The following is a 24,748-nucleotide window of genomic DNA, read 5'->3' on the forward strand; positions in this document are numbered from 1 at the left end:
GGAAGCACGGTAACGTGTGGAGGTGACCGGTACTAATAGGCCGAGGGCTTGTCCTCAGTTGCTCGCGTCCACTGTGTCGGTTCTGAGACAACGATCCGTTGTCGGTTCAGAGCAGAACATCAATTGAAGAGTGTGCTTGTTCGCTCGAAACCATTAGGGTTTCGGTGGCCATAGCGTGAGGGAAACGCCCGGTTACATTTCGAACCCGGAAGCTAAGCCTTACAGCGCCGATGGTACTGCAGGGGGGACCCTGTGGGAGAGTAGGACGCCGCCGAACAATCTTTGGAGGACCCTTGGTCCCAGCGACTCGCTGGGACCAAGGGTCCTTTTTGTTTTTCCGGAGCGCGCCGGGTACCCGGCTGCGCGAGAATGGCTTTGCGGTACCGAAGACAGGAGTCACCCATGTCCACCAACTCTCCCGACGAGCGTCCTGAGCGCGACCAACGCCGCCGGGACAGTGGGGACCGCGGCGGCTACCGCGGGGGCCCGCGCCGGGGTGACGACCGCGGTGGCTACGGCGACCGCGGTGGTTACGGCCGCCGTGACGACCGTCGCAGTGACGACCGCGGCGACCGCGGCGACCGCGGCGGATTCCGCCATGACGACCGCCATGACGACCGCCGTGATGACCGCCGTGATGACCGCCGTGACGACCGCGGTGGTGTCCGCCGTGACGACCGCGGTGGATTCCGTCGTGACGACCGCGACCACGGTGGACGCCCGTCGTTCCGCCGCGACGACCGGTCGGCCGGCCCGCGCCGAGACGACCGTGACCGCGGGTTCCGTCGCGAGGGCGACCGTCCCGCCTTCCGCCGTGACGACGATCGCGCGGGCCACGGCCGCCGCGACGAGGACCGCCGGGGCTATGGCCGCCGGGACGACGACCGGGGCGACCGCGGAGGCTTCCGTCGTGACGACCGTCGCGACGACCATGACCGCGGCTTCCGTCGTGACGACGAACGCGGCGGTTACGGCCGCCGTGACGACCGCCGCGACGACGACCGGGGCGACCGCGGTGGCTTCCGCCGTGACGACCGCGGTGGGTACCCCCGCCGTGACGACCGCCGGGACGACCGTCGTGGCGGTGAGCGCGGCGACCGCCCGGGCTTCCGGCGCGATGAGCGGCGTGACGACCGTCGTGGCGGTGAGCGCGGCGACCGCCCAGGCTTCCGGCACGACGATCGGCGTGACGACCGGCGTGACGACCGCCCAGGCTTCCGGCGTGACGACCGGCGTGACGACCGCCCAGGCTTCCGGCGTGATGACCGTCGCGACGACCGCCCAGGCTTCCGGCACGACGACCGCCGAGACGACCGTCGTGGCGGTGAGCGCGGCGACCGCCCGGGCTTCCGGCGGGACGACCGTCGCGACGACCGTGGGGGCTTCCGAGGCCGCGACGACCGCGGTGCGCGCGGTCCCCGTCGCGATGACCGTGGTGGCCGTCCCGGCGGCTTCCGGCGCGATGACCGTCGCGATGACCGGCGGGACGACCGTCGCGACGACCGGCGTGGCGCCGGCCGGTTCCGTGAGGAGCGGGATCGTGACCGTGAGCCGATCAAGCGGCTGCCGATCCCCGAGGACGTCACCGGCGACGAGATCGATCAGGACGTACGGCAGGAGCTGCAGAGCCTGCCCAAGACGCTTGCGGACGACGTCGCCAGGAACCTGGTGATGGTGGCCAGGCTCCTCGACGAGGACCCCGAGGGCGCGTACGCGTACTCGAAGGTGGCGCTGCGTCTCGCGTCACGTGTCGCCGCCGTGCGCGAGGCCGCCGGTTTCGCGGCGTACGCCAACCAGAAGTACGGCGAGGCACTCGCCGAGTTCCGGGCCGCCCGGCGTATGACCGGCAACGTCGATCTGTGGCCCGTCATGGCCGACTGCGAGCGCGGTCTGGGCCGGCCCGAGAAGGCGCTGGACATGGCCGGTGCGCCCGAGGTCCACAAGCTCGACAAGGCCGGTCAGGTCGAGATGCGGCTCGTCGCCGCCGGCGCGCGCCGTGACATGGGGCAGCTCGACGCCGCCATCGTGACGCTGCAGAGCCCGGAGCTGGCGTCCAGCTCCGTTCAGCCGTGGACCGCGCGGCTGCGGTACGCCTACGCCGACGCCCTTCTCGCGGCCGGGCGTGAGAGCGAAGCGCGTGAGTGGTTCGCGAAGGCCGTCGAGTCCGACAAGGACGGCAGCACGGACGCCTCCGACCGGCTCGCCGAGCTGGACGGCGTGGAGTTCGTCGACGCACTCGACGAGCGGACGGGCGACGTGGAAGAGGCCAAGGGCGAGGACGACGGGGACGACCGCGAGGGGCTCTCCTCCGAGCCGTCGGCTGCGCGGACCGAGGACACCCGGCCCGCCGAGGACGCCGAGGGCGAGTCCGGCGACAGGGGCTGAGATCCCACAGCGTGCGGGGGCGGGATCCGGAAGGGATCCCGCCCCCGCCGCGTCGCCGAGGTGCCTCAGATGGTCAGCGTGCGCAGGACCAGCCCCGACGCCGGCTTCGGTCCGAACGACGTCGACTTGCGGGGCATCGTCACGCCCTGGCGGGCCAGCTCGCGTACGACGTCCTCCCGGACGGGGTGCATGAGCACGGCCGTGCCGCCGACGCGCTCGGCCTTGTCGACCGTGGCGGCGGTGTCGTGGATATAGGCGATGTGCTCCGGCGAGTCCTCGGGGATGCGCCAGACGTGTTCCAGGAGTGTCGCGTGGAGGACGGCCGCGTCCAGGGTGCGCCAGGTCTCCGGGCGGTCCGTGGGCACCGTCCGGGCCAGCAGGTCCGGGGACGGCCGGTCCACGAGATGGAAGGCGCCGTCGCCCGCCAGTAGATAGGCGTTGCCCCGACCGGCCGCCTCGGCCAGCGCGTCCAGGGCCTGCGACAGCGGAACGTCCAGGTCACGGACGCGGAACAGCCCGGTGAGGGCGGACAGGGCGTCCGCCACCGGAAGACGGTGCAGAAGGCGGTGGATCGCGCGCACCCGGAGCGGATAGCGGGCGGTGTCCACCAGAAGCACCAGACCGTAGTCCCAGGGGCTGGGGGAGCCGTGCTCCGCGCGTAGACGCAGATAGGTCGCCCAGCGGTGGTGGCCGTCGGCGATGAGGGCCTGGTGCCGGGCCAGGTCCGTCTGTACCTCGGCGACCTCGGCCGGGTCGGTGATCGCCCACAGGCGGTGGCTGAAGCCGTCCTCCGTGACGGTGCGCAGCAGAGGTGAGCGTTCGGCGGTGCGTTCGATGACGGCCCCCGCACCGGTCGCCGAGTCGTTGCCCCGGTAGGTGAGCAGCAGGGGTTCAAGGTTGGCGGAGGTCGCGCGCATCAGAGCCGCCCGGTCGGCGATCACATGCGGCATGACGTCCTCGTGGGGGAGGACCACACCGTCCGACGGCTGCGACAGGCGCAGCGCGCCGATGACACCGCGCTGGAGCAGGCCGTTGCCGCGCTGCTCGTAGACATAGAGTCCGGGCTCGGCGTCGGCCCTCAGGACGCCCTCGTCCAGCCAGCGGCGCAGGGTGTGGGCCGCCTGCTTGTTGCGCGCTGCCGGGGTGGCCGCCTGGGGGAGGATCAGACGGACGATGTTGTACGGATCGGCCGACTCCAGGTGCAGCAGTCCGTCCGGGCGTACGACGACGTCGTACGGCGGGGAGGTGACCGCGGCCAGGCTGCCGACACGGTCGGGGTCGTAACGCAGGCCCCGGAAGGGGGTCAGTTCTAGGCCCTTGCCCGCTGGTACGTCCCTGGGACCTGCAGTGTTCATTGCTGCATCGTAAGTGTGTCGGTGCCGTGGGGGATGATCGGGGAAACAAGCGAACGAGGAGCGATGCGTAATGAGCCAGACCGTCAGGACGCGGCCCGAGGGCAGTGAGCGCCCCCTGAGCGAGGCGTACGACACGGCGCTGCTGGACCTGGACGGGGTGGTGTACGCGGGCGGGGCGGCGATAGCGCACGCCGTGGAGTCGCTCGGGACCGCACGATCGGGCGGCATGCATCTGGCGTACGTGACCAACAACGCGCTGCGCACCCCGGACGCGGTGGCGGCGCACCTCACCGAGCTGGGGATACCGGCACAGGCGCCGGATGTCGTCACCTCGGCGCAGGCGGTCGCCCGGCTCATCAGCGAGCAGGTGCCCGGCGGGTCGCGGGTGCTGGTGGTCGGTGGTGAGGGGCTGCGCGTCGCGCTGCGGGAGCGCGGGCTCGTCCCCGTGGAGTCGGCCGACGACGATCCCGCGGCGGTGGTGCAGGGGTACGGGGGTCCCGAGCTGCCCTGGGGGCGGTTCGCCGAGGCTTGTTACGCCATTGCGGGCGGGGTGCCGTGGTTCGCGTCCAACACCGATCTCACGATTCCGAGCGCGCGCGGCATCGCCCCGGGGAACGGGGCGGCCGTGGAGGTCGTGCGGATCGCGACCGGTGCCGAGCCGCAGGTGGCGGGCAAGCCGCTGCCGCCGATGCACCGGGAGACGATCCTGCGGACCGGCGCCCGGCGGCCGCTGGTGGTCGGGGACCGGCTCGACACGGACATCGAGGGCGCGTTCAACGGCGGCGTCGACTCGCTGCTCGTGCTGACGGGGGTGACCGACGGCGCCCGGCTGCTGGCCGCTCCCGCGCACCACCGGCCGACGTACGTCGATGCGGACCTGCGGGGGCTGCTGGCCGGTCAGCCGGAGGTCGAGGCGGCGGGCGACGGCTTCCGCTGCGGCGGCTGGACGGCGACGGCGGGGCGGGAGCAGCTGGAACTGGCGGGCGAGGGCGAGGCCCTGGACGGTCTGCGGGCGCTGTGCGCGGCGGCCTGGACGGCGGCCGGCGAGGGCTCCTGCGGCCTGGACGGAGGGAAGGCGCTGGCGCGACTGGGGCTGTGAGCCGGGAGGGCACCCTCCATCGGTTAGCGAGGGTAGGCTAACCTAACCTCGTGTTGGTCGACAGCCCTCCAGAACCGCGCGCGGAGACCGCCCCCGCGCCCCCAACCCGCCGGGCGATACGGGCCGTTGGGCTCCTGCTGTCGCTGGTGATCCTTGCGCTCGTCGCGCTGGCGAGCATCGCACTCGGCGCGAAGGGGCTCTCGCCGCAGCAGGTCTGGCACGGTCTGTTCCACGACTCGGGGACGTACGCCGACGTGGTGGTCGGCGACCGGGTGTCGCGGACGGTGCTCGGTCTGCTCGCCGGCGCCGCCCTCGGCCTGTCCGGCGCCGTCCTGCAGGCACTCACCCGCAATCCGCTGGCCGACCCGGGACTGCTCGGCATCAACGCGGGCGCGTCCGCCGCGGTCGTCACCGCCCTCACGTACTTCGGCGTCACCAGCCTGAGCGGCTATGTCTGGTTCGCCTTCCTCGGGGCTGCCGCGGTCGGGGCCCTGGTGTGGTTCCTCGGCGGCAGCCGGGGCGCCACTCCGGTGCGGCTCGCGCTCGCCGGCACCGCGATCAGCGCGGCGCTCTACGGCTATCTCCAGGCCGTGATGGTCATGGACGATGCGGCGCTCGGCACGATGCGCTTCTGGACGGTCGGATCGCTGGCCTCGGCCACCGACGCGACCATCCGCCAGGTCCTGCCCTTCCTCCTGGCCGGCACGGCCCTCGCGCTGGGCCTCGCCCGGCCGCTGAACGCCATGGTGATGGGCGACGACACCGCCCGCGCCCTGGGGACCAACCTCCACCGCACCCGCGCCCTGTCCATGGCCGCCGCCACCGTGCTGTGCGGTGCGGCGACCGCGGCCTGCGGCCCGATCGTGTTCGTGGGGCTGATGGTCCCGCACGTCGTACGGTCCTTCACCGGGCCCGACCTGCGCTGGATCCTGCCGTACGCAGCCGTTCTGGCGCCCGTGCTGCTGCTCGGATCCGACATCCTCGGGCGCCTCGTCGCCCGGCCCGCCGAACTCCAGGTCGGCATCGTGACCGCGGTCATCGGCGGCCCGGTCTTCATCTTCCTCGTACGACGGCGCAGGACGGCACAGCTGTGAAGAACACCCGCACCCTGCGCACCCCGGGCGGCCTCTCCGTACGCCTCGACGTCAGGGCGTTCACCGTCGTCGTCCTGCTCCTGGCCGCCGCGCTCGCCGCGAGCGTCGTCCTGATCGGCACCGGCGACTTCCCGATCCCGGCCGGCGACGTCCTCCGGACGCTGCTCGGCGGCGGCAACCCGGGCCAGGAGTTCATCGTCACCGAACTCAGGCTGCCCCGGGTGCTCGTCGGCCTGCTGGTCGGTGCCTCACTGGGGCTGGGCGGCGCCTTGTTCCAGTCCATCTCCCGCAATCCGCTGGGCAGTCCGGACGTGCTCGGCCTCGGGCAGGGCTCGACGGCCGGGGCACTCGTGGTGATCGTGCTGTTCTCCGGCAGCGCCACCCAGGTGGCTCTCGGGGCGCTCGCCGGCGGACTGGCGACCGGCCTCGCCATCCATCTGCTCGCCTGGAAACGCGGCGTGCACGGCTACCGGCTGGTCCTGGTCGGCATCGGCGTCTGTGCCGTCGCCACGGCGGTCGACGGCTATCTGCTCACCAAGGCCGACCTCGTGGACGCGGCCCGTGCGGTCGTCTGGATGACCGGTTCCCTGAACGGGCGCGACTGGGACCAGGTGTGGCCGCTGCTCGCGCTGTGCGCCGTCCTCGTACCGCTCGTCCTCGGCCAGGGCCGGGGGCTGCGGATGACGGAGATGGGCGACGACGTCGCCTACGCCCTCGGGGTGCGCGTGGAGCGGGTACGGCTGCTGCTGATGGTGTCCGCGGTGCTGCTCACCGCGGGAGCCACCGCCGCCGCGGGCCCGGTCGGGTTCGTGGCGCTCACCGCACCGCAACTCGCCCGCCGGCTCACCCGCTCTCCCGGACCGAACCTCGTGGCATCCATGGCCATGGGCGCGACCCTGCTGATCGTCGCGGACTGGGCCTCCCAGCGGGTCTTCGGCGCGGACCAGCTGCCCGTGGGGGTGGTCACCGGCGTCCTCGGGGGCCTCTATCTGCTGTGGCTGCTGGTCACCGAACGCAGGGCGGGCCGCATATGAGTGGCCTCGGCGTACCCGACACGAACGACACAAGGAGCACCGTGAACCGTCTCCGCGCCGATGATGTCACCCTCGCCTACGACCGGCGTGTGATCGCCGAGCGGTTGTCCGTGGAGATCCCCGACCACTCCTTCACCGTCATCGTCGGCCCGAACGCCTGCGGCAAGTCCACCCTGCTGCGGGCCCTGTCCCGGATGCTCAGGCCGTCCCAGGGGCGGGTGCTGCTCGACGGCCAGGCCATCCAGACGATGCCGGCGAAGAAGGTCGCACGGACCCTGGGCCTGCTGCCGCAGTCCTCGATCGCGCCGGACGGGATCACCGTCGGCGACCTGGTGGGCCGTGGCCGATATCCGCACCAGGGGATCCTGCGCCAGTGGTCGGGCGAGGACGAGCGGGTCGTCCGGGAGTCGATGGCGCAGACCGGGGTCGCCGAACTCGCCGACCGCTATGTCGACGAGCTCTCCGGCGGGCAGCGGCAGCGTGTGTGGATCGCCATGGCGCTCGCCCAGCAGACCCCGCTGCTGCTGCTCGACGAGCCCACCACCTATCTCGACATCCAGCACCAGATCGACGTGCTCGACCTGTGCGCCGAGCTGCACGAGGAACAGGGGCGGACGCTGGTGGCGGTGCTGCACGACCTCAACCACGCGGCGCGCTACGCCACGCACCTCATCGCCCTGCGCGGCGGCAGGGTCGTCGCCGAGGGCCCGCCGAAGGACATCGTGACGGCGGAGCTGGTCGAGGAGGTCTTCGGGCTGCGCTGCCAGGTCGTCGACGACCCGGAGACCGGCACACCGCTGGTGGTCCCGGCGGCCCGCAGGGCACGTACCCGCGTCACGGCCCGAGAGGCCTCCTGAGGCGTACCAGCCGCACCGGTGGCCGACGGCGGCCGGGAGGGCCAGGGAGGCTCTCCGCGAGCCTTACAGGAGCTTTCTGAGTCGCAGCAGGTCCATCAGGCCCGCCTCCAGCTTCACCCGGCCCGAGGCCCACGCCTTCGCGAAGTGCAGCTCGCCGTCGACCATCGCCAGCAGGTCGTCGCCGGTCATGGCCAGCCGGATCTGGGCCTTGGCGGGCGGCGGCCCCTGGAGCGTGTCGAGCACCCGGATCCGGCCGTCCTGGAGACGGCCGACGAAGGTGACGTCCAGGTCGGTGATGCGGCAGCTCAGAGAACGGTCCAGGGCCGCGGCCGCGCGTACGTCCCCTTCCGAGCCCGCCAGATTGTCCGAGAACTTGTCGAGTGCCCTGCGGCACTCCTCAATGGTCGCCATCGTGAGCGACGGTACCGCAGCCCTTCGAGGTAGCGTCGGGGCATGAACGACTCTGTGACCGCGGCGGGGGCGACGGCGGAGGCGGCCACGGCGCAGGCCGAGCCCGCGGCCGAACCCGAGTACGACCCGGCCGCCCCGGCCCCGCTGAACGTGGACCGGACCCCGACCGGCAACGCCGACGTCGACGCCCGGCTGGAGCGGCTGGCCGACGCCGACCACCTCGCCACGGACGGCCATGTCGAGGTGTACGAGGATGTACATCGGGGGCTGCGTGACGCTCTCACCGCGCTCGACGCCCGCCAGGGACCTCCGGCTCCCACCCGTTACCCGACCGCCGCCCCTCGATGAGACCCTTCGGGTCACACCTATCGATCGCCGTACGAAAACAGGAGCTGAACCGAACGTGGCAGGAGTGGCACGCCGCCGTCTCGACGCCGAGCTGGTCCGCCGGAAGCTCGCACGCTCGCGGGAGCACGCGAGCCAGCTGATCGCCGCCGGCCGGGTCACCGTGGGCAAGGCCGTCGCGACCAAGCCCGCCACCCAGGTGGAGACCGCGGCCGCCATCGTCGTCGCGCAGGACGACAGCGATCCCGAGTACGTGTCCCGGGGCGGCCACAAGCTGGCGGGCGCGCTGAAGGTCTTCGTACCGCAGGGCCTGACGGTCGAGGGACGGCGGGCGCTGGACGCCGGTGCGTCCACCGGAGGCTTCACCGACGTGCTGCTGCGCGCGGGTGCCGCCCGGGTCGTCGCCGTCGACGTCGGATACGGGCAGCTGGCCTGGTCGCTTCGCAGCGATGAACGCGTCACCGTCAAAGACCGTACGAACGTACGGGAGTTGACGCTCGAAGCGATCGATGGGGAACCTGTGGATCTTGTCGTGGGGGATCTGTCCTTCATCCCGCTCGGACTGGTGCTGCCCGCCCTGGTGCGGTGCACGAAGCCGGACGCCGACCTGGTGATGATGGTCAAGCCGCAGTTCGAGGTGGGGAAGGAACGGCTGGGCAGCGGCGGTGTGGTCCGCAGCCCCCAGCTGCGCGCCGAGGCCGTGCGCGGGGTGGCCGAGCGGGCCGCGGAACTCGGGCTCGGGGTGAAGGGCGTGACAGCCAGTCCGCTGCCCGGGCCCTCGGGCAATGTCGAGTACTTTCTGTGGCTGCGAGCCGGAGCACCCGCACTGGATCCGGCCGACGTTGACCGTGCAGTGGCGGAGGGGCCGCGTTGACACAGAATTCAGCTCGTACCGTTTTCCTGCTCGCCCACACCGGGCGGCCCGCGGCCATTCGCAGCGCGGAACTCGTGGTCAAGGGACTGCTGCGGTGCGGGATCGGCGTACGGGTCCTGGAGGCCGAGGCGGCGGACCTGCCTCTGCCGGACGAGGTGGAGCTGGTCAAGGAGGCCACCCCGCAGTGCCTCGACGGGTGCGAACTGCTCATCGTGCTCGGCGGTGACGGAACCCTGCTGCGCGGCGCCGAGTTCGCCCGCGCCTCGGGGGTGCCGATGCTCGGTGTCAACCTCGGCCGGGTCGGCTTCCTCGCCGAGGCCGAGCGCGACGACCTCGACCGGGTCGTCGACCGGGTGGTGATGAAGGCCTACGAGGTCGAGGAGCGGATGACGGTCGATGTCGTCGTCCACAAGAACGGCGACATCGTGCACACCGACTGGGCGCTGAACGAGGCGGCCGTGCAGAAGGTCTCCGCCGAGAAGCTGCTGGAGGTCGTTCTGGAGATCGACGGACGGCCCGTGACCGGCTTCGGCTGCGACGGCATCGTGTGCGCCACCCCCACCGGGTCGACCGCCTACGCCTTCTCCGCGGGCGGGCCCGTGGTGTGGCCCGAGGTGGAGGCGCTGCTCATGGTGCCGATCAGCGCGCACGCCCTGTTCGCCAAGCCGCTGGTGACCTCCCCGGACTCCGTGCTGGCCGTGGAGGTGCAGCCGGACACCCCGCACGGGGTGCTGTGGTGCGACGGGCGGCGGACGGTGGAGCTGCCGCAGGGGGCGCGGGTCGAGGTGCGGCGGGGTGCGGTGCCGGTGCGGTTGGCCCGGCTGCACCACGCGTCGTTCACCGACCGGCTGGTGGCCAAGTTCGCGTTGCCGGTGTCCGGGTGGCGAGGGCGCCCTCACTGACCGGCGGTACCCCGCGCCCCGAAGAGGCGCGGGGTACCTCCCCCGGGTGACAGGGCCGCTCGCACATCCCCCGCCGGACCTCGTAAGGTCTTCTCCGTGTTGGAGGAGATGCGGATACGGTCGCTCGGAGTCATCGACGACGCGGTCGTCGAGCTGTCGCCCGGTTTCACCGCCGTGACCGGTGAGACGGGTGCGGGCAAGACCATGGTCGTCACCAGCCTCGGCCTGCTGCTCGGCGGGCGCGCGGACCCTGCGCTCGTACGGATCGGCGCGAAGAACGCGGTCGTCGAGGGGCGGATCGCCCTGGCCGGGGACGCCTCCGCCGCCGTACGCGCCGAAGAGGCCGGCGCCGAACTGGACGACGGCACGCTGCTGATCAGCCGTACCGTATCCGCCGAGGGACGCTCGCGGGCGCACCTGGGCGGGCGTTCCGTGCCCGTCGGGGTGCTCGCGGAGCTGGCCGACGAACTGGTCGCCGTGCACGGGCAGACCGACCAGCAGGGGCTGCTGAAGCTGTCCCGGCAGCGGCAGGCCCTCGACCGGTACGCCGGTGACGCCGTCGCCGTGCCGCTCGCAAAGTACGCGGAGGCCTACCGGCGGCTGCGGGCCGTCTCCGCCGAACTGGACGAGATCACCACCCGCGCCCGCGAGCGGGCCCAGGAAGCCGACATGCTGCGCTTCGGGCTCGAGGAGATCGCGGCCGTGGAGCCACGGGCCGGCGAGGACGTGGAACTGGCCGAGGAGGCCGAGCGGCTCGGGCACGCGGAGGCGCTCGCGTCGGCGGCGACCGCCGCGCACGCCGCGCTGGCGGGCAATCCCGAGGACCCCGAGGGCGTCGACGCGGCCACGCTGGTCGCGGGCGCGCACCGGGCCCTGGAGGCCGTGCGCTCGCACGACCCGGCGCTGGCGGGGCTCGCCGACCGGATCGGTGAGATCGGGATCCTGCTGGGTGACGTGGCCGGAGAGCTGGCCGGGTACGCCGACGACCTGGACGCCGATCCGCTGCGCCTGGCGGCCGTGGAGGAGCGGCGCGCCGCCCTCACCGCGCTGACCCGGAAGTACGGCCAGGACGTGGGCGCCGTCCTCGCGTGGGCCGAGCAGAGCGCCGCGCGGCTGACCGAACTGGACGGCGACGACGACCGGATCGAGGAGCTCACCGCCGAGCGGGACGCGCTGCGCGGCGAACTGGGCGCACTCGCTCAGGCGTTGACGGACGCGCGGACGGAGGCCGCCGAGCGGTTCGCCGCCGCCGTCACCGCCGAGCTGGCCTCGCTCGCCATGCCGCATGCGCGCGTGTCCTTCGAGATCCGGCAGACGGACGACCCGGACGGTGTCGAGGTCGGCGGGCGCACGGTCGCCTACGGGCCGTCGGGCGTCGACGAGGTGGAACTGCTGCTCGCACCCCACCCGGGCGCGCCGCCGCGGCCCATCGCCAAGGGTGCTTCGGGTGGTGAGCTGTCGAGGGTGATGCTCGCGGTGGAGGTGGTGTTCGCGGGGACGGACCCCGTGCCCACCTATCTCTTCGACGAGGTCGACGCGGGTGTCGGCGGCAAGGCGGCGGTCGAGATCGGGCGGCGCCTCGCCCGCCTCGCCAAGACCGCGCAGGTCGTCGTGGTCACCCACCTGCCGCAGGTCGCGGCCTTCGCCGACCGGCAGCTGCTGGTCGAGAAGACCAACGACGGGTCGGTGACGCGATCGGGCGTGAAGGTGCTCCAGGGCGAGGACCGCATCCGCGAACTGTCCCGGATGCTGGCGGGCCAGGAGGATTCGGAGACCGCCCGGGCGCACGCGGAGGAACTGCTGGCGACGGCGCGGGCGGACGCCTAGAGGCAGGCGCAGTCGCCCGGAGGAAAGCGCCGCCGGACCCTTCCCGTAGGGTGACGGGATGGTCACACCCAGCCGCAGGACCGTCTCGTTCGCCCGCGCCGCGGCCGTCACCCGCGCCACGACCGCCGCCCTGCGCGCCCTGGCGCCGGGCGGGCCCGGCCACTGGGAGCGGAAGAACCACGCGGGGCGGACCGTCGAGCTGTACACCGGGCCCGCGTCGGCCATGGCCGTCGCGCTCGGTGCGGGGCGGGTGCACCCGGCGGCCGGACTCGCCGTGCTCGCGGCCGGTGCCTGCGGCGCCTACGACGACGTCCTCGGTGCCGGAGATCCCCGGCGCGGGTTCCGGGCGCATCTGTCGGCCCTTCGGGACGGTGAGGTCACCAGCGGTGCGGTGAAGTTGTTCGGGATCTCCGCGGCGGCGCTCGCCGCCGGGGCCGCGCTGCAGCGGAAGCCTCTGGACAAGGTTCTGGCGGGAGTGGTGATCGCCGGTGCCGCCCACTTCGTCAACCTCGTGGACGTACGGCCGGGCCGGGCCGCCGGCGCCGTCCTCGCCCTGGCCGCCCCGGGGCTACGGGGCGCCGGAGCCGGCGGGGAGCTGTGCGCCGCCGTGGCGGGGGCCGCCGCCGCCGTCCTGCCGGAGGATCTGGGCGAGCGGGCGATGCTCGGGGACACGGGGGCCCACGCCCTCGGTGCAGCCCTAGGCGCCGCCGTCGCCGTCGCATGGGGGTCCCCTCGCCGGACGGGAGGCGGGCGTGGGGGAGGCCGGGCCGGACTCCTCGCCCACGCGGCGGCGTTCGTCGCCGCGGCCGCCTGGGGGGAGAAGGTGAGCGAGGCCGCGAGGACGTGGGGGCCCACCGGGCGCTCTCACCCGGGCGAGTGAGCGAGTGAGGGACCGGCGCGCGCCGTCGGGCGCTCGGTCCGCCGCCGTCACGGCCCTCCGCCGGTGCCGCGCCACCCCGCTCCCTGGCATGCTTGAGTCATCCGCGGAGTCATCCGGGCGACCCGGGAAGGCCGGGCACGCACCGGCACTTCCCGGAGCCGCTTGGTGCGGTCCACCCCCACCGCGCGATCCTTCTGTACGTTTCTTCGTGACCGCCCGATGCCGAACCAGGAGCCCCGGCCACGTGAGCCTCGCGAGCAGCCACTCACCGCACGGCCGGACGCCGCTGCGCACCGTGCAGGTGCTCGGCGGGGGAAGCGCGGGCAGCAGCGCGCATGTGCGGTCTCTTGCTTCGGGCCTGGTCGCCAGGGGCGTACGGGTGACCGTGTGCGCCCCCGTCGAAGCCGAGCACACCTACGATTTCACCGGCGTCGGTGCCGAGCACGTCCCCGTGCCCCGCAGCACGGACCCCTCCTCCCTGGCCGCACTCCGCACCGTCTGCGCCGACGCGGACCTGGTGCACGCCCACGGGCTGCACGCGGGTCTGCGCGCCGCGCTCGCGCTCGGCGGGCGTCGCACCCCCTTTGTGGTCACCTGGCACACGCGGGCGCACGCCGAGGGCGCACGCGCTCATCTCCTGCGCTTGCTGGAACGGCGGGTGGCCAGGGTCGCGTCCGTCGTCCTCGGCACCTCCTCCGACCTGGTCGACCGGGCGCGCCGCCGCGGCGCGCGGGACGCCAGGCTCGCCGCCGTCGCCCTGCCGCCACCCCGCATGTCCCCGGAGTACGACGACCCCGACCGGCTGCGTCCCAAGACCCGGGCCGAGATCGGCGCCACGGAACGGCCGTTGCTCATGGCGGTCGGCGCCCTCGAACGGCACCGGGGGTACGACGTGCTGCTCGACGCCTCCCGCGTCTGGCGGCGCCTCGACCCGGCGCCCCTGGTCGTCATCGCGGGGGAGGGGCCCCTGCGGCCGTCTCTGCAGCGGCGCATCGAGGACGAGGGGCTGCCGGTGCGGCTGATCGGGCGGCGCGACGACGTCGGCGAACTGCTCGCGGCCGCCGACCTGGCCCTGCTGCCCAGCAGCTGGGAGTCCCGGTCCGTGCTCGCGCAGGAGGCCCTGCACGCGCGTGTGCCGCTGGTCGCCACCGCCGTCGGCGGCATCCGCGAACTCGTCGGCGACGCGGCCGAACTCGTCCCATACGGGGACGCGGGGGCACTCGCCACCGCCGTCGTACGGCTCCTCGACGACCCGGAGCGCCGTGAGCTGCTGCGGGAGAGGGGCACCCGGCAGGCCGCGACCTGGCCCACCGAGGACGAGACCGTGGCCCAAGTGCTGAGCGTCTACGACGAGCTGACGCAGGCGCGGCCCTTCCCGTAGGACCGTGCCGTCCGCAGGTCCCGCAGGACCGTGCCGTCCGCCGGGACCGGCCGCTGCCCGCAGGACCCGAGCCGCCTATCCCTGGGGTACGTGCCGGCGCGCCCGCAGGGCCAGGCTGAGGGCCAGGACCGTCTGCGGGTCGTCGAGGTCCGTGCCCAGCAACTCCCCGATCCGGGCCAGCCGGTTGTAGAGGGTCTGCCGGTTCAGATGCAGCTCGCGAGCCGTCTCCGCCTTGCGGCCCGCATGCGCGAGATACGTCTCCAGCGTGGGCAGCAGCGGCGGTTTGGAGCGCCGGTCGTGGTCGCGCAGCGCACCGATCGCGCGGTCCACGAAGTCCGCCAGGTCCGGATGGTCCCGCAGCCGCCACAGCAGCAGATCGATGTCGAGGCGCCGGGCGTCGTACCAGGCCCGTTCCGGCAGTCCCTGTGCCGCCGTCGCGGTCTCCGCCGCGTGCCGCAGCCCGGCCGACGCCGCCGCCCAGCCGCCCGCCACGCCTACCACCACGACCGGGGGCCGGGCGCCCGGCCGCTGCATGCCGGCCCGCTCCACCCCGGCCCGCAGCGCCGCGGCCACCCGGTCGGCGACCGCGGAGCGTTCCGACTCCGAGCGCAGGCCCAGCAGCAGTGGCACCCGGCCCTCCACCGGCCGCACACCGAGCAGGACCGGAACACCCACCGATCCCAGTTCCTCCGCGACCGCCCGCGCCAGCACCGCCCAGCCCCCGCCGCCCGGCGCGGGGCCGTCCGCCAGCCGCATCACCACCGGCAGCAGCGGGCCGCCGCCCGGCTTGAAGCCCAGCACCCGTGCCTGGGCGGGCGCGTCCTCGGCGGTGATCCGGCCCTCGGCGAGGTCGGTGAGGAAGTCGCCGCGCCCCCGCGCCGCCAGCTCCTCCTCCTGCCGGGCCTGCATCAAGACCACCGCGAGGACGCCCGCGGCCCGCTCGGCGGCGATCCGGTGCACCGGTGCCACCGGCGTGGTGACCGGCAGCAGCACCAGCCGGGCCCGTACCGAGCCCGTGCCCGGTCCGCCGCCCGGCACGTCCACGATCGTCGTGCCGGCCGGGGGCGCGTCCTTGTGCTGTCCGCGCAGTCCCTCCCACACCTGGAGCGGATCCGTGTCCGCCGGGCCGGTCCCGGCGGCGTACAGCAGCCGGCCGTCGGCGGTCTCCAGGAACACCGGATTGCCGCCGAAGCCGGCCAGAATCCCCAGCACCTGCGGTATCCCGCCGCCGCCGAGCAGCGCCTCGGTGCAGCGGCGGTGCACCTCCTCGGCCCGCTGGAGCAGCGCGTAGTGCCCGTTGACGATCTCGGTGTGGATCTCCTCGGTGACCGCCACGAACGGCACCTCGCGGTGCAGCTGGACGAGCGGGAGCCCGGCCGTGCGGGCCGTCTCGACGAGGGCGGCGGGCAGCCGGGTGAAGCGCGGTCCCAGCTCCACCACCAGGGCCGCGATGCCGCGCTCGGCCAGCGTGCGGACGAACGCTCGCTGGTCGGCGGGGCGGGTGCCGAGGCCGTACCCGGTGGTCAGAAGGAGTTCGCCGCCCTTCAGCAGCGAGGCGATGTTCGGGACCTCGCCCGCGTGCACCCAGCGCACCGTGCGATGCAGCCGGTCCGCGCCGGCGAGCACCTCCGGCAGTCCGCTGCGCAGCCCGGGCAGCTCCAGCGCCCGCTGCACGGTGATTCCGGTGCCCTGGGAGCCCTGGGGGTCGAAACGGCTGTCCATGCGGTGACGCTACCTGCGCGGACGCCCCCGGCGCACCTGAGCCCCGGCCCGGCGGTCACGGGCCCGGTCAGGCGGGCAGGATGTTGTGGTTGTAACGGAACACGTTGTCCGGGTCGTACTGGCGTTTGACCCGTGCCAGCCGGTTGAGGTGCTCGGTGCCGAGGCCGGCCACCACCCGGTCCCTGCCCTCGTCCCCGATCAAGTTGAGATAGACCGCCCCGGTGCTCCATGGCCGGGCGTCGGCGCGCACGTCCGTCACCCACCGCAGGGCCCGCTCGTCGTCCGCCGGGTCCGCCCAGACGCCGAAGGGATGTACGGCCCAGGGCGCGTCCCGGAAGGCGACCGGGTACTCGGCGGGTCCCGAGGCGATCGCGCCGCCCTGCGGGAAGAGCATCTGCTGACAGGCCGAGGGGACCGGCATCGAGGGGGCGCGGGCGCAGAAGGCGTCGACCAGCTCGTCGGGCAGGGCCCGCACGTACTCGACCGACCAGTGGTTGCGCAGCCCCGGCGGACTGTCGAGCATGCACTGCACATCGGCGTACGGCATCGCGGAGACGACCTCGCACTCGTGCGGCAGCGCCAGCAGCGGCTGGGCGCGCTTGCGCAGCCCCTCCTCACCGCCGACGTAGGTGACCAGCACGCCGCACAGCAGCCTCCCCACCAGGTGCCCGGGAACGAACGGCGCGCGCGGGCCGGTCAGGTACAGCACGGCGCCGCCCAGCTCCGGCGCCCCGGAGGCGAGGAGGTCACGATAGGTCCGGACCGCTTCCGGGCCCCTGTCGGGCAGGAACATGAGCAGGGCGATCGAGAACTCGGGGAGCTGGTGCAGCCTGAGCGTCAGCGAGGTGGCGACACCGAAGTTCCCGCCACCGCCGTGCAGCGCCCAGAACAGCTCCGGATTCTCCTCGGCGGTCGCGAGGAGCGGGGTGCCGTCCGCGGTCACCAGCTCCACACCGAGCAGATTGTCGACGGCGAGGCCGAAGGACCGGTCGAGCCAGCCGGTGCCGCCACCGAGCACAAAGCCGGCGACACCGGTCGTGGAGACCCGGCCGCCGGTGGTCGCGAGGCCGTGGGGCTCGGTCGCGCGGTCCAGGTGGCTCATCACGGCACCCCCCTCGACCCGGACCGACGCGGACTCCGGATGCACCGCGACCCGGTGCATCCGGCGCAGGTCCACCACCACACCGTTGTCGTTGACGGCCATGCCCGCGACACTGTGGCCGCCGCCGCGGACGGCGATCTTCAGATCGAGGTCCCGGGCGAAACGCACCGCCCGGATGACATCGACCTCGCCCGCGCACTGCGCGATGACGGCCGGACGGCGGTCGATCAGCGCGTTGGAGACGGCACGGGCCTCGTCGTAGCCCGCATCGCCGGGAGCGAAGACCTCGCCCTCCAGGCGCGCACGGAGCGCGGCGAGCGCCGCGCCCGCCTTCGAAAGGGGAGGAATCATGGCGGCCGCCCCTTCCCGCAGGGGACACCACTGCCCTCAGCCTAGGCGGGCCCGGCGCACCGGTCCTGTTCGGCGGGCGTACGGGGCCTCAGCCGCCGTACGCGCCGGACGCCGTCAGCCGCAGCGCCGTGTCGATCAGCGGCACATGGCTGAAGGCCTGCGGGTAGTTCCCGACCTGGCGCTGCAGACGCGGGTCCCACTCCTCGGCGAGCAGGCCCAGGTCGTTGCGCAGGGCGAGCAGCTTCTCGAAGAGCTTGCGGGCCTCGTCCACGCGGCCGATCATCGCCAGGTCGTCCGCCATCCAGAACGAGCAGGCGAGGAACGCGCCCTCGTCACCCGGCAGCCCGTCCACGCCTTCCTCCTCGCCCGCGGTCGGGTAGCGCAGGATGAAGCCGTCGGGCGTGGACAGCTCGCGCTGGATCGCCTCGATCGTGCCGATCACACGCTTGTCGTCCGGCGGCAGGAAGCCCATCTGCGGAATCAGCAGCAGGGAGGCGTCCAGCTCCTTGGAGCCGTAGGACTGCGTGAAGGTGTTGCGCTCCTTGTCGTAGCCCTTCTCGCACACGTCCCGGTGGATGTCGTCGCGCAGCTCGCGCCACTTCTCCAGCGGTCCGTCCGCGTCCCCGGACTCGAGCAGCTTGATCGTGCGGTCCACCGCCACCCAGGCCATGACCTTGGAGTGCACGAAGTGGCGGCGGGGGCCGCGCACCTCCCAGATGCCCTCGTCCGGCTCGTCCCAGTGCTGCTCCAGGTAGCGGATGAGCTTGAGCTGGAGCAGGGAGGCGTAGTCGTTGCGGGCGAGGCCGGTCATATGGGCCAGGTGCAGGGCCTCGGTGACCTCTCCGTACACGTCCAGCTGGAGCTGGTGCGCGGCGCCGTTGCCGACGCGCACCGGCGCGGAGTTCTCGTAGCCGGGCAGCCAGTCCAACTCGGCCTCGCCCAGTTCCCGTTCGCCCGCGATGCCGTACATGATCTGCAGGTTCTCGGGGTCGCCCGCCACGGCGCGCAGCAGCCATTCACGCCAGGCCCGCGCCTCCTCGCGGTAGCCGGTGCGCAGCAGCGAGGACAGGGTGATCGCCGCATCGCGCAGCCAGGTGTAGCGGTAGTCCCAGTTGCGTACGCCACCGATCTCCTCGGGCAGTGAGGTCGTGGGCGCGGCCACGATGCCGCCCGTCGGCGCGTAGGTGAGGGCCTTGAGGGTGATCAGGGAGCGGACCACCGCCTCGCGGTAGGGGCCGTGATACGTGCAGTGCTCCACCCACTCGCGCCAGAAGTCCTCGGTCGCCTCCAGCGCCTGCTCGGGCTCCGGCAGCGGCGGCGGCTCCTTGTGCGAGGGCTGCCACGAGATCGTGAACGCGATCCGGTCACCCGGTGCGACCGTGAAGTCCGCGTACGTCGTCAGCGCCTTGCCATAGGTCTCGGCAGGGGTGTCGAACCACACGGAGTCGGGACCGGCGACGGCCACCGTGCGCCCCTCGTGCTTGTGCACCCAGGGCACGATGCGCCCGTAGGAGAACCGCATCCGCAGCGCCGAGCGCATGGGCACCCGGCCCGTGACGCCCTCCACGATCCGGATCAGCTGCGGAGCGCCGTCACGCGGCGGCATGAAATCGGTCACCCGGACCGTGCCGCGCGGGGTGTCCCACTCGGACTCCAGGATCAGGGACTCGCCGCGGTAGGTGCGCCGGGTCGCCGCCGGCGGCTTCATGTCCGCCGCATGGGCCGGCCCCAGCCGCCAGAAGCCGTGCTCCTCCGTGCCGAGCAGTGCTGCGAAGACGGCATGGGAGTCGAAACGGGGCAGGCACAGCCAATCCACGGTGCCGTCCCGGCAGACCAGCGCCGCGGTCTGCATGTCTCCAATGAGTGCGTAGTCTTCGATGCGCCCGGCCAATGCAACTCCAGTCGAACGGCCACGTCGCCCCGGGTGGGGCGGTCGCTCTTGCGGTCATGGGGTCGGTGAGAAAGGCGTTGTTCACCGACTCATTCGAAATCGAAGCGGTCGATGTTCAACGAACTGACGAGCTGTTGTTGTTCCGGTGACGGGCGGGGGTGGTGCCGTTTGCCGGGAGTGCTCGGCAGCGAGTGTCCGAGCAGGATACGACGCACGTGGTTGGTCCGCGTGCCCGTCGGGCCAACGGTACGGCTCCGAACGAGTGAGGCGGGAGCGACGGTGACGGGTCCGTGGCGACATATGCGCGGAGCGTGGCCGGAAGCAGCCCCGTCCGGGCGCTGATACGCTGGTAGCCCGTGGACCGGTGGGCACGTAACCCCCGAACCGCAGCGACGGCACCGCCGGACATTTTTCGGAGGCGAGCCGTACCGCACCCCAGTACGCGACCACGGGAGCCCCCTCTTGGCCATGCCGCCCGCTGCTTTTCGAAACAGCAAAGCCACGACGACCAAGCACATCTTCGTCACCGGGGGTGTCGCCTCTTCGCTCGGCAAGGGTCTGACGGCCTCCAGCCTGGGCATGCTGCTCAAGGCCCGGGGCCTTCGCGTCGTGATGCAGAAGCTCGACCCGTACCTGAACGTCGACCCGGGCACGATGAACCCCTTCCAGCACGGTGAGGTGTTCGTCACCAACGACGGTGCCGAGACCGACCTGGACATCGGTCACTACGAGCGGTTCCTCGACCGCGACCTGGACGGCTCTGCCAATGTCACCACGGGCCAGGTGTACTCGACGGTCATCGCCAAGGAGCGGCGCGGCGAGTACCTGGGTGACACCGTGCAGGTCATCCCGCACATCACCAATGAAATCAAGCATCGCATCCGACGGATGGCCACCGACGAGGTGGACGTCGTGATCACCGAGGTCGGCGGCACCGTCGGCGACATCGAGTCGCTGCCGTTCCTGGAGACCGTGCGCCAGGTCCGCCACGAGGTCGGCCGCGACAACGTGTTCGTGGTGCACATCTCGCTGCTGCCCTACATCGGCCCCTCCGGCGAACTGAAGACCAAGCCGACCCAGCACTCGGTCGCCGCCCTGCGCAACATCGGTATCCAGCCGGACGCGATCGTGCTGCGCTGCGACCGCGAGGTCCCCACGGCGATCAAGCGCAAGATCTCGCTGATGTGCGACGTCGACGAGGCAGCCGTCGTGGCCTGTCCCGACGCCCGCTCGATCTACGACATCCCGAAGGTCGTGCACACCGAGGGCCTGGACGCCTATGTCGTCCGCAAGCTGGACCTGCCCTTCCGTGACGTGGACTGGACGACCTGGGACGACCTGCTCGACCGGGTCCACAACCCCAGGGACGAGGTCACCCTCGCCCTGGTCGGCAAGTACATCGACCTGCCCGACGCCTATCTGTCGGTCATCGAGGCGCTGCGCGCCGGCGGCTTCGCCAACAAGGCGCGCGTGAAGATCAAGTGGGTCACCTCCGACGACTGCAAGACCCCGGCCGGCGCCAAGGCGCAGCTCTCCGATGTGGACGGCATCTGCATCCCCGGCGGCTTCGGCGACCGTGGTGTGCTGGGCAAGGTCGGCGCCATCCGCTACGCCCGCGAGAACAAGATCCCCCTGCTCGGCCTCTGCCTCGGCCTGCAGTGCATCGTGATCGAGGCCGCGCGCAGCCTCGCCGACATCCCCGACGCGAACTCCACCGAGTTCGACGCGGCCACCGCCCACCCGGTCATCTCCACCATGGCCGAGCAGCTCGACATCGTGGCCGGCGAGGGCGACATGGGCGGCACGATGCGCCTCGGGATGTACCCGGCCAAGCTGGCCGAGGGTTCGATCGTGCGCGAGGTGTACGACGGCAAGGAGTACGTCGAGGAGCGCCACCGCCACCGCTACGAGGTCAACAACGCCTACCGGGCCGAACTGGAGAAGAAGGCGGGCATCGTGTTCTCCGGCACTTCGCCGGACGGCAAGCTCGTGGAGTACGTCGAGTACCCGCGCGATGTGCACCCTTACCTGGTGGCGACGCAGGCGCACCCGGAGCTGCGCTCCCGCCCGACCCGGCCCCACCCGCTCTTCGCCGGGCTGGTGAAGGCGGCCGTGGAGCGGAAGAACGGCAAGTAGCACAAGAGCTGTACGGTGGCCGGGGTACGCGTCCTGCGGGAGGTGTACCCCGGTTTCGTGCAAGGTGTGGGAGGAACAGGGCGACATGACGATCAAGGACACCGCCGAGGAGTGGGAGATCCGGGCGAGTGAGACCCCGTTCGCCGGCAAGAAGACCTCCGTCCGCGCCGAGGACGTGGTCATGCCGAACGGAGCGGTCGTCCGCCGTGACTACCAGGTCCACCCGGGTTCGGTGGCCGTCGTCGCCCTGGACGACCAGGACCGGGTGCTCGTCATCCGCCAGTACCGCCACCCCGTGCGCCAGCGGCTCTGGGAGGTCCCGGCCGGCCTGCTGGACATCCAGGGGGAGAACCCGCTGCACGCCGCCCAGCGGGAGCTGTACGAGGAGGCGCACGTCAAGGCCGAGGACTGGCGTGTGCTGACCGACGTCTACACCACGCCGGGCGGCTCCGACGAGGCCGTGCGCATCTTCCTGGCCCGCGATCTGTCCGCGGCCGACGGCCAGCGCTTCGAGGTCGAGGACGAGGAGGCCGACATGGAGCTCGCCCGGGTCCCGCTGGACGACCTCGTCCGCGGTGTGCTGGCCGGCGACCTCCACAACACCTGCCTGGTCGTCGGCGTCCTCTCCCTGCTCGCCGCGCGCAGCACCGGGGGTCTGGACACCCTGCGCCCGGCCGAGGCACCGTGGCCGGCCCGGCCCTTCGAGGCATGATCCCCACCCGGCCCACGACCTGACCCACGAGGCTCCCGCCCCGGCCGCATCGGTTCACGGGCGGGCTGTTCGCTTGCGCCTCGGCGGTCGTACCATCGCCTGATCCGATCGGGGGATGTGTCCGCCATGCTCCGCCGGGCCCGTCGCAGAGCGTGAACTAGGCTCTGAGGGACGACCCGCCCCAGGACCCGGCGGGCCGGTGTGCGCAGTGGGACGGGAGCGTGGCCCGTGACGGATCAGGCGGTGGCGACTGGCGGCAACGAGTTGTCGCAGGACGCTGGGCGTCCCGCCACCACGGAAGCTCAGTTCCTCGGTCGGGCAAGGGAGTTGAAGGAACTCCTCGTCGACATGGAGCGCGCCGGCCTCGACACGATCTCCGGCCGCAAGGCGCCACGGGCCCGGGTGCTGCTCATCGCGGGACGGCCCGGTTACGGGCGCACGGCGCTGGCCGAGCAGTTGGCCCGCCAGGTTGCGCACCGTTACCGGGACGGCGTGCTGCGCGCCCGCCTCAGCGAACCCGACGGCACCCCCGTACCGACCGAGCGCACCGCCCGGGAGCTGCTGACCGCCCTCGGCGTGCCGACCCCGGCCGGGGCCGACGAGGACGAACTGGGCCAGACGGTGCGCGAAGCCCTCGCGGACCGCCGGGTACTGCTTCTGCTGGACGACGCGGTGGCCGCGGACCAGGTCGACGCGCTGCTGCCGGACACCCCTCAGTGCCTGGTCGTCGCCGTCTCCGGAGGCCCGCTGACCGGGATCGCCGACGTGCGTCCGTGCACCCTCGGCGGGCTGGACACCAAGGCGGCCCTGGAACTGCTCAACCGGTACACCGGATCGGTGCGGATCACCGTCGACCCGAGCGCCGCCGAGCGCCTCGTCGAGGAGTGCGCGGGCCAGCCCGCCGCACTCGTCCTCGCCGGCGGCTGGCTCGCCGCCCACCCCCAGGCCGCCGTCGCCGACCTCGCCAAGCAGCTGCGCACCGCGGGCGGGGAGGGAACCCCGCTGGCCCGCGTCTTCCGGCTGTCGTACGCGGCACTGCCCGGCGCCGCCCAGCGGATGCTGCGACTGCTCTCCCTGGCCCCAGCCGGTCTCGTCGACCCGCACACCGCCTCCGCGCTGGCCGGCTGCTCGCTGGAGACCGCCCGCGCCGCCCTCGACGACGCCACCGCCCTCGGCTTTCTGCGCGGCGCGGGCTCGCCCGGGCCGCAGTACGAGGTCCCCGGCTGTCTGCAACCACTGCTGCGCACGCTCGCCGAGAACCAGGACCGCCCGGCCGAGCTGCAGCTGGCCCGCGCCCGGATGCTGGAGAGGACCGTACGGCTGCTCCAGTCCTGCCGTGCGACCACCGAGACCGACAGTCCGCAGGCCCGTGAGAAGCTCGCCGCGCTGCCCCGGGCCCTGCGCTTCCCGAGCCCCCGGGCGGCCGAGGAGTGGCTGCGCAGCCGGCAGCCCGCCCTGCTGGCCTGCGCCCGGCTCGCGGTCGCCGACGGCGAGCTGGACACGCTCGCCCGGCGCCTGATGGCCGCGCTGGTCAGGGCCATGGTCGCCCACTTCGGCACCCAGGCGGCCGCGCCCGAGCTGTACGGCATCCACCGGCTCGTTCTCGATATCGCCGAGCGCCGTGAGCTGCCCCGCGAGCAGGCGGCGGCCCTGCTGAACCTCGCCGACCTGGACGCTCAGACCGGCCGTACGGCACAGGCGCTGGCCCGCTACCGGACGGCGCTGGACGCCGCGCGGGCGGCGAACGACCCGTATGCGACGGGCCGCGCGACGGAATCCGTAGGCGGCGCCCACCAGGAGCTGGGGGACTACGACCGGGCCGCCGACTGGTACGGCCGGGCGCTCGCCCTGCGGCTGGCCCGAGACGAGCGCGCGGACGCCGCCCGGCTCTATGGCCGTATCGCCACGGTGCACACCTATGCGGGCCGCTACGGCGAGGCGCAGCGCAACTGGCGGGCGGCGATCGCGGCACATCGCCGAAACGGCGATGTGGCAGCCCACGCGCGGGCGTTGAGCGAGCTGGCCCGTGTCCAGGAGTACGCGGGACGGCCCGAGGAGTCGCTGCACACCTGCCACGAGGCGGTCGAGTGGGCGCGGCGCGCCGAGGACGCGCGATTGCAGGCGGCCCTGCGCATCAGGCTGGCCGACACCCTGGAGCGCCTCGGCGACCCGGCGGCCGCGCGCCTGCACCGCGGGGTGGCGGAGCGCATGCTGGGTGAGGGGCGCCAGGAGAACCAGTCCGCACCGAGACAGGACGCTAACGCCTACGAAATCCGCGGTACATCCAGTGAAGATTGATGCAATGAAAGGCTAGACAGCGGGAACGCCTTCATTAAACTGGCTCTGCCGCACATTCTCCTGCGGTGTCTCCGGGTGTGCCCCTGCGCGTC

20 protein-coding genes and 1 rRNA gene are annotated in these 24,748 nt (G+C 72.8%); 15 read left to right on the forward strand and 6 right to left on the reverse strand.

Translation table 11 applies throughout. The annotated features are described in order from the left end of the window. Nucleotides 1-160 precede the first annotated feature (160 nt). Nucleotides 161-277: ribosomal RNA gene (rrf, locus tag LZ604_RS32245) — 5S ribosomal RNA — on the forward strand. 119 nt (nt 278-396) lie between these two features. Here rrf and LZ604_RS35870 read toward each other — a convergent pair. After that, on the reverse strand, nt 397-1,296 hold the full coding sequence (locus LZ604_RS35870; protein WP_267972120.1) for a hypothetical protein: 900 nt from the start codon (nt 1,294-1,296) through the stop codon (nt 397-399). A gap of 267 nt (nt 1,297-1,563) precedes the next feature. On the opposite strand from LZ604_RS35870, the gene LZ604_RS32255 reads away from it, so the two are divergent. Further along, nucleotides 1,564-2,385 carry a tetratricopeptide repeat protein gene (locus LZ604_RS32255; RefSeq protein WP_234519586.1) on the forward strand — a complete coding sequence of 274 codons (822 nt, stop codon included), beginning with the start codon at nt 1,564-1,566 and terminating at the stop codon, nt 2,383-2,385. Nucleotides 2,386-2,450: 65 nt separating this feature from the next. On the opposite strand, the gene LZ604_RS32260 is transcribed toward LZ604_RS32255, so the two are convergent. Beyond that, a complete protein-coding gene (locus tag LZ604_RS32260) occupies nt 2,451-3,740 on the reverse strand; it encodes a DUF1015 family protein (RefSeq protein ID WP_234519545.1) in 1,290 nt (429 codons plus the stop codon). 70 nt (nt 3,741-3,810) lie between these two features. Between LZ604_RS32260 and LZ604_RS32265 the strand changes: the two genes are divergently transcribed. From LZ604_RS32265 to LZ604_RS32280, 4 genes are read left to right on the forward strand one after another with little or no spacing between them, the layout of a single operon-like run. Then, entirely contained in the window at nt 3,811-4,839 is a 1,029-nt protein-coding gene (locus tag LZ604_RS32265; RefSeq protein WP_234519546.1) for an HAD hydrolase-like protein, read from the forward strand. Nucleotides 4,840-4,889: 50 nt separating this feature from the next. Further along, nucleotides 4,890-5,933, forward strand: coding sequence for a FecCD family ABC transporter permease (locus tag LZ604_RS32270; RefSeq protein ID WP_234519547.1), 1,044 nt, complete (start codon nt 4,890-4,892; stop codon nt 5,931-5,933). Next, nucleotides 5,930-6,967, forward strand: coding sequence for a FecCD family ABC transporter permease (locus LZ604_RS32275; RefSeq protein WP_234519549.1), 1,038 nt, complete (start codon nt 5,930-5,932; stop codon nt 6,965-6,967). Before LZ604_RS32270 ends, LZ604_RS32275 begins: the two co-directional genes overlap by 4 nt. Continuing rightward, nucleotides 6,964-7,824 carry an ABC transporter ATP-binding protein gene (locus tag LZ604_RS32280; RefSeq protein ID WP_234519550.1) on the forward strand — a complete coding sequence of 287 codons (861 nt, stop codon included), beginning with the start codon at nt 6,964-6,966 and terminating at the stop codon, nt 7,822-7,824. The genes LZ604_RS32275 and LZ604_RS32280 overlap by 4 nt, the downstream gene beginning before the upstream one ends. A 63-nt stretch (nt 7,825-7,887) precedes the next feature. On the opposite strand, the gene LZ604_RS32285 is transcribed toward LZ604_RS32280, so the two are convergent. Beyond that, on the reverse strand, nt 7,888-8,235 hold the full coding sequence (locus tag LZ604_RS32285; protein WP_234519551.1) for an SCP2 sterol-binding domain-containing protein: 348 nt from the start codon (nt 8,233-8,235) through the stop codon (nt 7,888-7,890). A 42-nt stretch (nt 8,236-8,277) separates the two neighbouring features. Between LZ604_RS32285 and LZ604_RS32290 the strand changes: the two genes are divergently transcribed. From LZ604_RS32290 to LZ604_RS32315, 6 genes are all read left to right on the forward strand, one after another. Next, nucleotides 8,278-8,583, forward strand: a complete 306-nt coding sequence (locus tag LZ604_RS32290; RefSeq protein WP_234519552.1) for a hypothetical protein — start codon at nt 8,278-8,280, stop codon at nt 8,581-8,583. Between the two features lie 55 nt (nt 8,584-8,638). Then, complete coding sequence (locus LZ604_RS32295) at nt 8,639-9,454, forward strand: TlyA family RNA methyltransferase (protein ID WP_234519553.1); 816 nt, start codon at nt 8,639-8,641, stop codon at nt 9,452-9,454. Further along, entirely contained in the window at nt 9,451-10,356 is a 906-nt protein-coding gene (locus LZ604_RS32300; protein ID WP_234519554.1) for an NAD kinase, read from the forward strand. The genes LZ604_RS32295 and LZ604_RS32300 overlap by 4 nt, the downstream gene beginning before the upstream one ends. Nucleotides 10,357-10,464: 108 nt before the next feature. Then, nucleotides 10,465-12,183: a DNA repair protein RecN gene (recN, locus tag LZ604_RS32305; RefSeq protein ID WP_234519587.1), complete on the forward strand. Its 1,719-nt coding sequence runs from the start codon at nt 10,465-10,467 to the stop codon at nt 12,181-12,183. Between the two features lie 58 nt (nt 12,184-12,241). Continuing rightward, nucleotides 12,242-13,063, forward strand: a complete 822-nt coding sequence (locus tag LZ604_RS32310; RefSeq protein ID WP_234519555.1) for a hypothetical protein — start codon at nt 12,242-12,244, stop codon at nt 13,061-13,063. A 244-nt stretch (nt 13,064-13,307) separates the two neighbouring features. Then, nucleotides 13,308-14,444 carry a glycosyltransferase family 4 protein gene (locus LZ604_RS32315; RefSeq protein ID WP_234519557.1) on the forward strand — a complete coding sequence of 379 codons (1,137 nt, stop codon included), beginning with the start codon at nt 13,308-13,310 and terminating at the stop codon, nt 14,442-14,444. Between the two features lie 75 nt (nt 14,445-14,519). Here LZ604_RS32315 and LZ604_RS32320 read toward each other — a convergent pair whose 3' ends face one another. The 3 genes from LZ604_RS32320 to LZ604_RS32330 all read right to left on the reverse strand — a co-directional run bounded on the left by LZ604_RS32320 (nt 14,520) and on the right by LZ604_RS32330 (nt 19,510). Next, entirely contained in the window at nt 14,520-16,166 is a 1,647-nt protein-coding gene (locus LZ604_RS32320) for a PucR family transcriptional regulator (protein WP_234519559.1), read from the reverse strand. 67 nt (nt 16,167-16,233) lie between these two features. Next, nucleotides 16,234-17,616: an FAD-binding oxidoreductase gene (locus LZ604_RS32325; protein WP_234519588.1), complete on the reverse strand. Its 1,383-nt coding sequence runs from the start codon at nt 17,614-17,616 to the stop codon at nt 16,234-16,236. Between the two features lie 91 nt (nt 17,617-17,707). Beyond that, entirely contained in the window at nt 17,708-19,510 is a 1,803-nt protein-coding gene (locus LZ604_RS32330) for a glycoside hydrolase family 15 protein (protein ID WP_234519561.1), read from the reverse strand. Between the two features lie 468 nt (nt 19,511-19,978). Here LZ604_RS32330 and pyrG point away from each other — a divergent pair, with 468 nt between their 5' ends. The 3 genes from pyrG to LZ604_RS32345 all read left to right on the forward strand — a co-directional run bounded on the left by pyrG (nt 19,979) and on the right by LZ604_RS32345 (nt 24,656). After that, nucleotides 19,979-21,646: a CTP synthase gene (pyrG, locus tag LZ604_RS32335; RefSeq protein ID WP_234519590.1), complete on the forward strand. Its 1,668-nt coding sequence runs from the start codon at nt 19,979-19,981 to the stop codon at nt 21,644-21,646. An 85-nt stretch (nt 21,647-21,731) separates the two neighbouring features. Further along, the gene (locus LZ604_RS32340) at nt 21,732-22,358 is read left to right on the forward strand and encodes an NUDIX domain-containing protein (RefSeq protein ID WP_234519563.1); all 627 of its coding nucleotides are present in this window, start codon (nt 21,732-21,734) and stop codon (nt 22,356-22,358) included. A 228-nt stretch (nt 22,359-22,586) separates the two neighbouring features. Next, entirely contained in the window at nt 22,587-24,656 is a 2,070-nt protein-coding gene (locus tag LZ604_RS32345) for a tetratricopeptide repeat protein (protein WP_234519565.1), read from the forward strand. Nucleotides 24,657-24,748 lie beyond the last annotated feature (92 nt).

Source organism: Streptomyces glomeratus, from assembly GCF_021462825.1.
GTDB classification, from domain to species: domain Bacteria; phylum Actinomycetota; class Actinomycetes; order Streptomycetales; family Streptomycetaceae; genus Streptomyces; species Streptomyces glomeratus.

Excerpts from the sequence above, each read along its gene's own strand:
- LZ604_RS32260 (WP_234519545.1), bottom strand. The coding sequence starts at position 3,740 with ATGAACACTGCAGGTCCCAGGGACGTACCAGCGGGCAAGGGCCTAGAA.
- LZ604_RS32265 (WP_234519546.1), top strand. The coding sequence starts at position 3,811 with ATGAGCCAGACCGTCAGGACGCGGCCCGAGGGCAGTGAGCGCCCCCTG.
- LZ604_RS32280 (WP_234519550.1), top strand. The coding sequence starts at position 6,964 with ATGAGTGGCCTCGGCGTACCCGACACGAACGACACAAGGAGCACCGTG.
- LZ604_RS32285 (WP_234519551.1), bottom strand. The coding sequence starts at position 8,235 with ATGGCGACCATTGAGGAGTGCCGCAGGGCACTCGACAAGTTCTCGGAC.
- LZ604_RS32290 (WP_234519552.1), top strand. The coding sequence starts at position 8,278 with ATGAACGACTCTGTGACCGCGGCGGGGGCGACGGCGGAGGCGGCCACG.
- recN (WP_234519587.1), top strand. The coding sequence starts at position 10,465 with ATGCGGATACGGTCGCTCGGAGTCATCGACGACGCGGTCGTCGAGCTG.
- LZ604_RS32310 (WP_234519555.1), top strand. The coding sequence starts at position 12,242 with ATGGTCACACCCAGCCGCAGGACCGTCTCGTTCGCCCGCGCCGCGGCC.
- LZ604_RS32320 (WP_234519559.1), bottom strand. The coding sequence starts at position 16,166 with ATGGACAGCCGTTTCGACCCCCAGGGCTCCCAGGGCACCGGAATCACC.
- pyrG (WP_234519590.1), top strand. The coding sequence starts at position 19,979 with ATGCCGCCCGCTGCTTTTCGAAACAGCAAAGCCACGACGACCAAGCAC.
- LZ604_RS32340 (WP_234519563.1), top strand. The coding sequence starts at position 21,732 with ATGACGATCAAGGACACCGCCGAGGAGTGGGAGATCCGGGCGAGTGAG.